At 61.6% G+C, this 11,325-nt stretch carries 4 protein-coding genes, 2 tRNA genes and 2 rRNA genes (1 of these 8 only partly in view); 5 read left to right on the forward strand and 3 right to left on the reverse strand.

The features are described 5' to 3' along the window. The first annotated feature begins 167 nt into the window (after positions 1-167). A complete protein-coding gene (gene clpB, locus I3J27_RS04775) occupies positions 168-2,807 on the forward strand; it encodes an ATP-dependent chaperone ClpB (protein ID WP_270165832.1) in 2,640 nt (879 codons plus the stop codon). Between the two features lie 76 nt (positions 2,808-2,883). Here the strand turns inward: clpB and I3J27_RS04780 are convergent, their stop codons facing one another. The 3 genes from I3J27_RS04780 to I3J27_RS04790 all read right to left on the reverse strand — a co-directional run bounded on the left by I3J27_RS04780 (position 2,884) and on the right by I3J27_RS04790 (position 7,080). Then, positions 2,884-3,150 carry a hypothetical protein gene (locus I3J27_RS04780; RefSeq protein WP_270165834.1) on the reverse strand — a complete coding sequence of 89 codons (267 nt, stop codon included), beginning with the start codon at positions 3,148-3,150 and terminating at the stop codon, positions 2,884-2,886. A 91-nt stretch (positions 3,151-3,241) separates the two neighbouring features. Continuing rightward, positions 3,242-4,861, reverse strand: coding sequence for an SMP-30/gluconolactonase/LRE family protein (locus I3J27_RS04785; protein WP_270165836.1), 1,620 nt, complete (start codon positions 4,859-4,861; stop codon positions 3,242-3,244). 155 nt (positions 4,862-5,016) lie between these two features. Next, a complete protein-coding gene (locus I3J27_RS04790; RefSeq protein WP_270165838.1) occupies positions 5,017-7,080 on the reverse strand; it encodes a M23 family metallopeptidase in 2,064 nt (687 codons plus the stop codon). A gap of 1,127 nt (positions 7,081-8,207) precedes the next feature. Between I3J27_RS04790 and I3J27_RS04795 the strand changes: the two genes are divergently transcribed. The 4 genes from I3J27_RS04795 to I3J27_RS04810 form a co-directional block, all read left to right on the forward strand. Further along, a 16S ribosomal RNA gene (locus I3J27_RS04795) occupies positions 8,208-9,696 on the forward strand. A gap of 187 nt (positions 9,697-9,883) precedes the next feature. After that, positions 9,884-9,960 (forward strand) — tRNA-Ile (locus I3J27_RS04800). Positions 9,961-9,993: 33 nt separating this feature from the next. Further along, positions 9,994-10,069: transfer RNA gene (locus I3J27_RS04805), tRNA-Ala, on the forward strand. A gap of 406 nt (positions 10,070-10,475) precedes the next feature. After that, a 23S ribosomal RNA gene (locus I3J27_RS04810) occupies positions 10,476-11,325 on the forward strand; it runs 2,023 nt beyond the window's last position. Together the 16S and 23S rRNA genes with 2 tRNA genes alongside form the textbook arrangement of a ribosomal RNA operon.

Raw genomic sequence — 11,325 nt, forward strand, 5'->3', positions numbered from 1 at the left:
CGGTCCGAGGGCACGCTTCCCACATCTGGGTCAGGCCGGCGCCAGCGCCGGTTGATAACGACCCGTTACCGGTTGAGAAACGTCAATGCGGTAATCGGAAACCCAATGAAGATGCCGTTTGGAGTGCCTTAGAGGGCTCCGAGGGCAGGCCGAGGGACAGAAAAGACATGAATATCGACAAATATACCGAACGCTCGAGGGGCTTCATCCAGTCCGCGCAGTCGCTTGCGGTACGCGAGGGGCACCAGCAGTTTTCGACCCTGCACGTGCTGAAAGTCCTGCTGGACGACAATGAGGGCCTGGCTGCCGGTCTGATCGACCGCGCCGGCGGCAATTCCCGCGCAATTCTCAAGGCGACCGAGGATGCTCTCAACAAGGTGCCGAAGGTGTCCGGCGGCGGTGCCGGCCAGATCTATCTGGCGCCTGAGCTCGCGCGCACTTTCGACGCGGCCGAAAAGGCCGGCGAGAAGGCCGGCGACAGTTTTGTCACCGTCGAGCGGCTGCTGCTCGGCCTCACCCTGGAGAAGTCCAGCGAGGCTGGGACGATCCTGAACAAAGGCGGTGTCACCCCGCAAAATCTCAACGCGGCGATCGAGGCGCTGCGCAAGGGCCGCACGGCGGACTCCGCGACGGCCGAGAACGCCTATGACGCGCTGAAGAAATATGCCCGCGACCTGACCCAGGCGGCGCGCGACGGTAAGCTCGACCCGGTGATCGGCCGCGACGAGGAGATCCGCCGCACCATCCAGGTGCTGTCGCGCCGGACCAAGAACAATCCCGTCCTGATCGGTGAGCCCGGTGTCGGCAAGACCGCCATCGCGGAAGGCCTGGCGCTGCGCATCGTCAACGGCGACGTGCCCGAGAGCCTGAAGGACAAGAAGCTGCTGTCGCTCGACTTGGGCGCACTGATCGCGGGTGCAAAATACCGCGGCGAGTTCGAGGAGCGGTTGAAGGCCGTGCTCCAGGAGGTCACCGGCAGCGAAGGCACCTTCATCCTGTTCATCGACGAGATGCACACGCTGATCGGCGCCGGCAAGGGCGACGGCGCGATGGACGCCTCCAATTTGCTCAAGCCTGCACTCGCCCGCGGCGAGCTGCACTGCATCGGCGCGACCACGCTCGACGAATACCAGAAGCATGTCGAGAAGGATGCGGCGCTGGCGCGGCGCTTCCAGCCGATCTTCGTCAGCGAGCCCTCGGTCGAGGACACCATCTCGATCCTCCGCGGATTGAAAGACAAGTACGAGCAGCATCACGGCGTGCGGATCACCGATTCCGCGCTGGTCGCCGCCACGACCTTGTCCAACCGCTACATCACCGACCGCTTCCTGCCCGACAAGGCGATCGACCTCATGGACGAGGCCGCGGCGCGGCTGAAGATGCAGGTCGATTCCAAGCCGGAAGAGCTGGATTCGCTCGATCGTGAGATCATTCGGCTCAAGATCGAGCAGGAGGCGCTCAAGAAGGAGAGCGATCTCGGCTCCAAGACCCGTCTGCAGACGCTGGAGAAGGACCTCGCCGAGCTCGAGGAGAAGTCGGCGGCGCTCACCGCGCGCTGGAGCGCGGAGAAGAACAAGCTCTCCGATGCCCAGAAGCTGAAGTCCGAGCTCGACACTCTGCGCGTCGATCTCGCCAATGCGCAGCGCCGCGGTGAATTCCAGAAGGCCGGCGAATTGGCCTATGGCCGGATCCCGGAACTGGAGAAGCAGCTCGCCGACATCGAGGCGCGTGAAGGCTCCGGCGAGATGATGGAGGAGGCGGTCACCGCCAACCACATCGCACAGGTGGTCTCGCGCTGGACCGGCGTGCCCGTCGACAAGATGCTGGAGGGCGAGAAGGAGAAGCTCCTGAAGATGGAGGAGCAGCTCGGGACCCGTGTCGTCGGCCAGGCCGAGGCCGTGCGTGCGGTCGCAACCGCCGTGCGCCGCTCGCGTGCGGGCTTGCAGGACCCGAACCGGCCGACCGGCTCGTTCATGTTCCTGGGCCCGACCGGTGTCGGCAAGACCGAGCTGACAAAAGCGCTCGCGGAGTATCTCTTCAACGACGAGACCGCGATGGTCCGCCTCGACATGTCCGAGTACATGGAGAAGCACTCGGTCTCGCGGTTGATCGGCGCGCCTCCGGGCTATGTCGGCTATGACGAGGGCGGTGCGCTCACCGAAGCCGTGCGGCGCCGGCCTTACCAGGTCGTGCTGTTCGACGAGATCGAGAAAGCGCATCCCGACGTCTTCAACGTCCTGTTGCAGGTGCTCGACGACGGCCGCCTGACCGATGGCCAGGGCCGTACCGTCGATTTCCGCAACACGTTGATCATCATGACCTCGAACCTCGGTTCGGAGTATTTGGTGAATCAACCCGAGGGCGAAGACACCTCTGCCGTGCGTGAGCAGGTGATGGGAATGGTGCGGGGACATTTCCGCCCCGAATTCCTCAACCGCGTCGACGAGATCATCCTGTTCCACCGCTTGCAGCGGAGCGAGATGGGCCGGATCGTCGAAATCCAGTTCGCGCGACTCCAGAAGCTTTTGACCGATCGCAAGATCGTGCTGACGCTCGATGCTGCGGGCCGCGACTGGTTAGCTGCCAAGGGCTGGGATCCCGCCTACGGCGCGCGTCCGCTGAAGCGCGTGATCCAGCGCTACCTCCAGGATCCGCTCGCCGAGATGATCCTGGCCGGCGACGTCAGGGACGGCGACGACGTCGCGATCTCGTCCGAAGGCAACGTGCTGACCTTCAACGGCAAGGCGCCGCAAACCGCGGAGATCGCCCAGTTCGAAGCGCCGGTGTCGAAGCGCAAGCTGAACTGAGCCGCCACCGGCCGCAAAACGAAAATCGCCCCGGAGAGGTCGTCCTCTCCGGGGCGAATTTTTTCCAGGCTGCTTGCTAGCTGGCTGTCGACATGGAGTCGGGGCCGGCCGGACCTTCCTCCTCGCCGTCCTGTTCGAGCTCGGACAGGATGTCCACGAGTTCGCGCACCCGGCCCTGCGCCAGGGGCCGCAAATCGTTGATCAGGGGCTCGTCGTTGGCGAGCCAGGCCTGTGCCTCAGTGAGTTCTTCGACCGTCGCGCCGGTTCCGATGATTTGCGCAATCGTGACGTCGTCGGCCCGGTCCACGGTCTTGACCACATCGTCGCGTGAGAGGCGCGTCATGGGGCGATCCTCCTGCTGGTCAGCTTCCCAACACAGTCTAACCGGGAACCGGGGGGCCCGGTTCCCTCGCAGGAAGTCTCGCGAGCGGCGGCTACTTCTTCACCACCTTGTAGATCGCGTTCTCGATGTCGGAGGAGACGTAGATGACACCCGTCGCGCCGATGGCCACACCCGTCGGAATGTTGCTCGGCAGGCCGCCGGGGGCGCCCACGAGGCCGATCGGAAGATTGGCCGCGATCTCGGTGACCTTGCCGCCATCAGGCGCGATCTCGATCAGTCGCTTGGCGCCCACTTCCGCCACGATCAGCTTGCCGTCGCTGCCACGAGCGATGCCTTCGGGCATTTTCAACTCTTTGGCGAGCACGGTCTTTTCGCCGTTCTTGTCGATCCTGGAGACGGCACCCGCAAAGGCTTCGGTGACGTAGACTTCGCCGTTTGTTCCGCCGACCAGCCCGACCGGTCCTTCGAGGTCCCCGATCAGCGTGGTGCGGTCCTTGCCGTGCTCGCCGCTGACGCGGACCAACGATTTGGTGCCGAGCTCGGCCACCAGGATGCTGCCGTCCGCGAGCACGATCGCGTCGTGCGGGGCCTTGAAGCCGTGCAGCATGTCGCGCGTGGCGCCGGTCTTGCCGTCGATCACCTGCACCGTGCCGGTGAACCAGCTCGACAGGATCACGTCGTTGCCCTTCGCCGTCGCGCTCATCGGATATTCGAGCGTGGTGCCGTCGGCGTGCATGCGCGCCTTCTCGGTGACTTCGCCGGTCGCCCCGTCCACCGTGCGATAGGCGAATACGTCGGCGACGTGGATCGTGTCCTTGCCGTTCTCCGAGGTGACGCCGATGCCGCCGGGCAGCGCAAGCTTGCCGATGATGATTTGCTTCGCCTGGCCGGTGGCGGGATCGACCTCCTGAATGCCGTTGTCGGCCATGTTGGAGACGTAGATCCGGTCCTTGCCGTCGATCGCGAGATTGTCCAGCGACGGCTTCAGTTGCGCGACCATGGTCTTGGCGCCCGACTTGGGATCCACCCGAACGAGCTGACCGAGCGCGGTGTCGACCACAAAGAGATTGCCCTTGGAATCGAAGTTGACCGCGGCCGGGACCTTGAAGCCGTCGGCGACGACGGTCAACTCGGCCTTGTCGACGTCGATCCTGGCAACCTGTCCCTTGAACCAGAGCGGACCGTAGAGCTTGTCGTCGGGACCGAACTCGAAGCCGTTGAGGCCCCCCATCTTCTCCATGATCTGACGGGCCGGTTTGACGCCTTCGACGTCGATTTCAAACAGCGCGTCGCCGAGGAAGACGGTGGTGGCGTAGAGCCTGCCGTCCTTGCGGAAGGCGAGCGAGTTGATGCCGGGAAGGCCGCTGGCGAGCTTCTTGATCGGGCCGTCGCCCTTGCGCGCATAGAGATCGCCGGCGAGGAAGCCGGTCCAGGCCATGGTGCCGTCAGGCGCAAATGCGATGTCGTCGGCCATGCCCACAGGAGAAGGGATTGCAACCTTGGCGGTACCGCCCGCGATATCGACCTCGTAGAGCGCCGCGCCGGCGACGCTGCCGGCAAACAGATGGCCGTCTTTGTCGATTCCGAGGCCGTGCACGCCATGGAATGCCGAGCCCGGGACGAGCTTCGTCACCTCCCAGGTTTCGGCGGAAACATGCGTGGTGGCGAAAATCGCAGCGACGAAGGCTGCGCAGGCGAGCCTGTTGTTCATGACGTGACCTCCCATTTTTTTGGAAAGTATTCGCCCGTCATGCGGCTTTGGCAAACGAAACTTGAAATTGTGACGCGTGAAACGACGCCGCTCGACGACGTCGCATCCGGATCATGTGTGCAGGGATGTCCGGTCGATCGCGGCCGGTTGCCGGATCAGCGGTTCGTCACCTGCAGCGGCCCGCCGGTGGCGTCCGACATGCGGGCGATGGCGCCGCCCCGGCCGCTCATCATGCCGTCGAGCCGGTCGCGCTCCTTCTCGAAGCTTGCCAGCATCGGGCCTTCCAGCGAGCGGCCACGCGGCAATTTCACGCGCAGCGGATCGACGAAGCGGCCGTTGACCAGGATTTCGTAGTGGACGTGCGGGCCGGTCGACGCGCCGGTCGAGCCGACGAAGCCGATCACCTGGCCCTGCCGCACCTTCTTGCCGGGCTCCATGCCCTTGGCGAAGGCCGACATATGGCCGTAGGCGGTCTCGTAGCCGTTGTTGTGCTTGATGCGGATATATTTGCCGTAGCCGCCCTCGGGGCCGGCTTTCTCGATCACGCCGTTGCCGGACGCGAAGATCGGCGTGCCGTAGGTGGTGGCCCAGTCGACGCCGGTGTGCATCTTCACATAGCCCAGGATCGGATGGCGGCGGCCACCGAAGCCGGAGCGCATGATGGCGTTGTTGACGGGCTTTCTGACCAGGAACTTCTTCGCGCTCTTGCCGGTCTCGTCGTAATAGTCGACGACGCCGTCGTCGGGGCTCTGGTAGCGGTAGTATTTCTTGGTTTCGCCGCCGACCGTGAGTGAGGCGAACAGCACCTCGTTCTTCTCGCTCGCGGTGACGCCCTCGTCCTCGCCGGCGTAGAACACGTCGAACGAGTCGCCCGGCGCGACCTTGCGCTGGAAATCGACGTCGTAGGAGTAGATCTTGATCATGTCGTCGATGACGGGCATCGGCACCTTGTTGCGCATCGCGGTCTCGTAGATGCTCTGGTAGAGCCGCACGCCGGTGCCGTCATCGTCGTCATCGTCGTCGCTGTTGGCGTTGGCCGCAGCGTCCGCGACGGTATTCATGCTGGAGACGTCGACCGCGACGTATTTGCCGAGATCGGACAGCGCCGCGATCGCCTCGACCATGGTCTCGTTGGCGACCACCACGCGGTAGGGTTGCAAACGCGCGCCGGGGCTTGCGGGCGCCATCAGGATGCGCAGCTTCTCGCCTTCCTTCAGGCCGCCGTCGCGGCCGCGGGGGCCGAGCGTTGCGGTGATCGCCTTGATCTCCTCGGCCGTGGCGCCGAGATCGCGCAGCACGGCGGCGACGCTGTCGCCCTTCTTGACCATGTGGACGCGTTCGCCGTTCGGATTGCCGCCGGTGATCTGCTCCTTGGTCTTCGGCAGCAGCGTGACGTTTTCCGGCACCACGCGCGTCTCGAAGCCGGCATAGGGATCGGACGGCGACGCCTCGCTGGCGTAGGCGGTTCTCATGTCGGAGGGGCCGGTCGCGCCGGAGACGTCGGCCGCGGCATTGGCGAGCGAGGCGTAGCGCACCCCGCCATTGCCGCGCCAGTTGGCGGCATCGCGCACCCGCATCAGGATGTCCTCGAGCGCCACCACCGCGGAAATCTTCGCCTTCGGCAGCACCGGCGACAGGTCCTTGGTGACGAAGGAGACCTCGGCGTCGGGCTCGACGGCTTCGGGATTATTGGGATCGTCGGCCGCAGTCTTCGGATCGGAGCCGACGTCGGTCAGCATGCGCTGGGCGTTGAACGGCGGAATCTTCGCCGACAGATCGCTCGTCGTCATCGACAGATTGCCGGCGATCCGGACGAAGGGGCGCACCCGCATGACGTCGCGGCTGCCGACGCGGGCGACCGTGGAGACGCGCACGATGTTGCGCGACGCGGTGGATTCGCTCGGCGGCGGCAGGCGGTCGCTCTTGTGCAGCGTGGCGGCGCGATCGCCGGCGCCGAACGCGCCGCGCAGCGCGCCTTCGACCCGCTCCGGCACCTTGGCGAAGGTCATCTCGCCGTCCAGAGATGCGAAAACGGCGCCGCCGATCAGGGCCGCGCCGCACAGTCCGGTCAGAATCGTGCCGCTGAACCATTGCACCGAGACGCGACGGCGATCGATGACGGCGGCTTCAGAACCGTCGACGGACAGCGGCGGCTCGTGGCCGAGATCGATGATCCCGGTCTCACGCCCGTAAGCGCCGCGTGACGTCCTGTGGTTCAACCCAAGTCCCCCAATCAACGACCCAAAAGCCCGGTCTCGAACCTCTTCCCCGTCGCGCTCTTCGAGGCGCATCGCAGGAAAAGGGCAAGCCGCATAGGCGTCCGCGGTCAGAAGGCCCTGATGACGGGCCGGCCGAAATTACGAACAGCTAAGCGGAAAAAGGTCTCTCGATGTCTCTCGAACGTCGGAAGAAGGCTGCGTCATCTGCAAGTCGCCTTCCTCTGACCCCATAAAAACCGCCGGCAGCCCCCACTGGCATCCGCGCGATTCAAGCTTGTCTCTTATCAGAACGCCGCGGGAATGTGGCTCAAGTACGGCGCCTAATATGGAAAAAGTTTCCTGAACGGCTGGGGGCTCGGAGGCCCGTCGGGCAGGGGCGGGAGCTCAGCCGGATGGGGACGGAGTTCGGCCCGCCTCGATAGGGGGCTCCGTCCGCCGGGACGAGGGGGCGACCAACACGCCCAAAGGGGAGGCCAGGAGAGGGGCCAGGGCGGAGGCCAAGAGGGAGGGCGTCCGGAGGCCCCCGGAGCGCCCTCCGGAGCCCGCCGGCGCGCAAACTTTTTTTGAGATTTTTTTGCGGCCCAGGCTCCGCCGGCCCGCCGGCGCCCCTTCTAATCGACTGGAATCGCTGGAATTTTTCCGACGATCCACCGTGCGACGATTTGTTGACAATGGGCGTTGACAACTCCGATGGGTGGGGCCTATAACCCGACCACTGAGCGCGGCGCCGCCGGGTCACTGACCAAGGCGAGCGAACGCGCCACTGATGCTCCTCACCTTGTTGAGTGACACAACAGTCGACGTAAGTCGATTGGAGTTCATCCATCGTCGGTAAGGGTGTCGGAACCCTTCCTCTCAGGAAGGTTGGGGCCTCCTAGGTCCCGGGCTGTTTGACAAGTGAAGATGAAGAAAGAGAAACGTGGACGGCGGAGTCCTTGCGGGTCTCGCATTTGAGAAGCTTCGGCTTTTCGGATCGGGACCGGACGAAAGACTTCGGCGGTACACGTTTTAAAGGAAACACCATCGTTGCCAGCGATGTGAATCGCGGGCAGCTCGGCGACTTCGGTCGTCGGAAAAATGGTGGGACCTCGTCAAACGTTGTGATCAGCCGGTTCAAAGTTCAAGTCCAACTTGAGAGTTTGATCCTGGCTCAGAGCGAACGCTGGCGGCAGGCTTAACACATGCAAGTCGAGCGGGCGTAGCAATACGTCAGCGGCAGACGGGTGAGTAACGCGTGGGAACATACCTTTTGGTTCGGAACAACACAGGGAAACTTGTGCTAATACCGGATAAGCCCTTACGGGGAAAGATTTATCGCCGAAAGATTGGCCCGCGTCTGATTAGCTAGTTGGTGAGGTAATGGCTCACCAAGGCGACGATCAGTAGCTGGTCTGAGAGGATGATCAGCCACATTGGGACTGAGACACGGCCCAAACTCCTACGGGAGGCAGCAGTGGGGAATATTGGACAATGGGGGCAACCCTGATCCAGCCATGCCGCGTGAGTGATGAAGGCCCTAGGGTTGTAAAGCTCTTTTGTGCGGGAAGATAATGACGGTACCGCAAGAATAAGCCCCGGCTAACTTCGTGCCAGCAGCCGCGGTAATACGAAGGGGGCTAGCGTTGCTCGGAATCACTGGGCGTAAAGGGTGCGTAGGCGGGTCTTTAAGTCAGGGGTGAAATCCTGGAGCTCAACTCCAGAACTGCCTTTGATACTGAAGATCTTGAGTTCGGGAGAGGTGAGTGGAACTGCGAGTGTAGAGGTGAAATTCGTAGATATTCGCAAGAACACCAGTGGCGAAGGCGGCTCACTGGCCCGATACTGACGCTGAGGCACGAAAGCGTGGGGAGCAAACAGGATTAGATACCCTGGTAGTCCACGCCGTAAACGATGAATGCCAGCCGTTAGTGGGTTTACTCACTAGTGGCGCAGCTAACGCTTTAAGCATTCCGCCTGGGGAGTACGGTCGCAAGATTAAAACTCAAAGGAATTGACGGGGGCCCGCACAAGCGGTGGAGCATGTGGTTTAATTCGACGCAACGCGCAGAACCTTACCAGCCCTTGACATGTCCAGGACCGGTCGCAGAGATGTGACCTTCTCTTCGGAGCCTGGAACACAGGTGCTGCATGGCTGTCGTCAGCTCGTGTCGTGAGATGTTGGGTTAAGTCCCGCAACGAGCGCAACCCCCGTCCTTAGTTGCTACCATTTAGTTGAGCACTCTAAGGAGACTGCCGGTGATAAGCCGCGAGGAAGGTGGGGATGACGTCAAGTCCTCATGGCCCTTACGGGCTGGGCTACACACGTGCTACAATGGCGGTGACAATGGGATGCTAAGGGGCGACCCTTCGCAAATCTCAAAAAGCCGTCTCAGTTCGGATTGGGCTCTGCAACTCGAGCCCATGAAGTTGGAATCGCTAGTAATCGTGGATCAGCACGCCACGGTGAATACGTTCCCGGGCCTTGTACACACCGCCCGTCACACCATGGGAGTTGGTTTTACCTGAAGACGGTGCGCTAACCCGCAAGGGAGGCAGCCGGCCACGGTAGGGTCAGCGACTGGGGTGAAGTCGTAACAAGGTAGCCGTAGGGGAACCTGCGGCTGGATCACCTCCTTTCTAAGGATGGTTCTTCAGAAGCTTGCTTCTATCGAACCGTTTTAGAAACATCAGCGGCCAACGATCGTCAGGATTGTTGAGCTGCATTGGCGGGATTTCGCCGTCTTCGTTTCTCTTTCTTCGCGGACGAACACGCGCTGGGGCTGCAGGCTTGCAGATCCCTGGTCCTTGACTGGATATGCGTTAGGGGCTTGTAGCTCAGTTGGTTAGAGCGCGCGCTTGATAAGCGTGAGGTCGGAAGTTCAAGTCTTCCCAGGCCCACCACTTTCATCGAGTGAGCATTCGTCTTCTGGTTACGGGGCCATAGCTCAGCTGGGAGAGCGCGTGCTTTGCAAGCATGAGGTCGTCGGTTCGATCCCGTCTGGCTCCACCAGATGGTTTGATCACCGAGATCTTGTGCCGTCGTCCGCGAAACATCACTTCGCATCCTGCTAGTCTGGATAGACAGCAGATTGCGTGATTTCTGACATCGTAAAGAGGAGATCGATCCGAGTTGGATCGTGCAGCAAGCAATTGCTACGCGAGACTTCATTATCTCCGGATCATTTCGGCGCTCGTGCGTCTTCCAAGGCAGCTCACAAGGCTGCGTTGAAAGACAAGCGAGTTGTAAATGATCCTTTTAGCGAAGCTTGACCGCCTCGCTATCGGAACGATCTTACGAAGCAAGCTGGTCTTTCTAATCATTGTCCGGCTGCAGATAGCGTTCATCGAGGGCGCGTGCCGCAAGGCAATTCTGCAGACAACATTCTGCCGAGTGTGTGGACATTGATAATGAGAGCAATCAAGTGCCTTAAGGGTGTTCGGTGGATGCCTTGGCGCTGAGAGGCGATGAAGGACGTGCTACGCTGCGATAAGCCGTGGGGAGCTGCGAAGAAGCTTTGATCCATGGATTTCCGAATGGGGAAACCCACCTTCGATAGCCGGAACTCCAAGACCTCAGTCGAAAGACTGTGGTGTGGGGTTCGATCAGAAATGAGAGATGCCTAGGCCTTTAGATTTCGATCGAAGAGGTTTTGGATTTCCGGTTATCAAGAGAAGGTATGAGACTTCCGAATACATAGGAGGTTTCAAGCAAACCCAGGGAACTGAAACATCTAAGTACCTGGAGGAAAGGACATCAACAGAGACTCCGTTAGTAGTGGCGAGCGAACGCGGACCAGGCCAGTGATACATCAAAGACAATCGGAACCAGTCAGGAAAGCTGGGCCTCAGAGGGTGATAGCCCCGTACGAGTAATGCGATGATGTATCCACGAGTAAGGCGGGACACGTGAAATCCTGTCTGAACGCGGGGGGACCACCCTCCAAGCCTAAGTACTCCTCAGCGACCGATAGTGAACCAGTACCGTGAGGGAAAGGTGAAAAGCACCCCGACGAGGGGAGTGAAATAGACCTGAAACCGGACACCTACAAACAGATGGAGCTCAAGATTCGTTCTGGGTGACATCGTACCTTTTGTATTATGGGCCAGCGACTTAATTTAACGAGCAAGCTTAAGCCGATAGGCGAAGGCGTAGCGAAAGCGAGTCTGAATAGGGCGTCAAGTTCGTTGTATTAGACCCGAAACCTAGTGATCTAGCCATGAGCAGGTTGAAGGTGAGGTAACACTCACTGGAGGACCGAACGGGTG

This window comes from Bradyrhizobium xenonodulans (assembly GCF_027594865.1).
In the GTDB taxonomy this organism is placed as follows: Bacteria; Pseudomonadota; Alphaproteobacteria; order Rhizobiales; family Xanthobacteraceae; genus Bradyrhizobium; species Bradyrhizobium xenonodulans.

What these genes read in the sequence shown, in the direction of transcription:
- I3J27_RS04785 (WP_270165836.1), bottom strand. Translation starts at nt 4,861, where the DNA reads ATGAACAACAGGCTCGCCTGCGCAGCCTTCGTCGCTGCGATTTTCGCC.
- I3J27_RS04780 (WP_270165834.1), bottom strand. Translation starts at nt 3,150, where the DNA reads ATGACGCGCCTCTCACGCGACGATGTGGTCAAGACCGTGGACCGGGCC.
- clpB (WP_270165832.1), top strand. Translation starts at nt 168, where the DNA reads ATGAATATCGACAAATATACCGAACGCTCGAGGGGCTTCATCCAGTCC.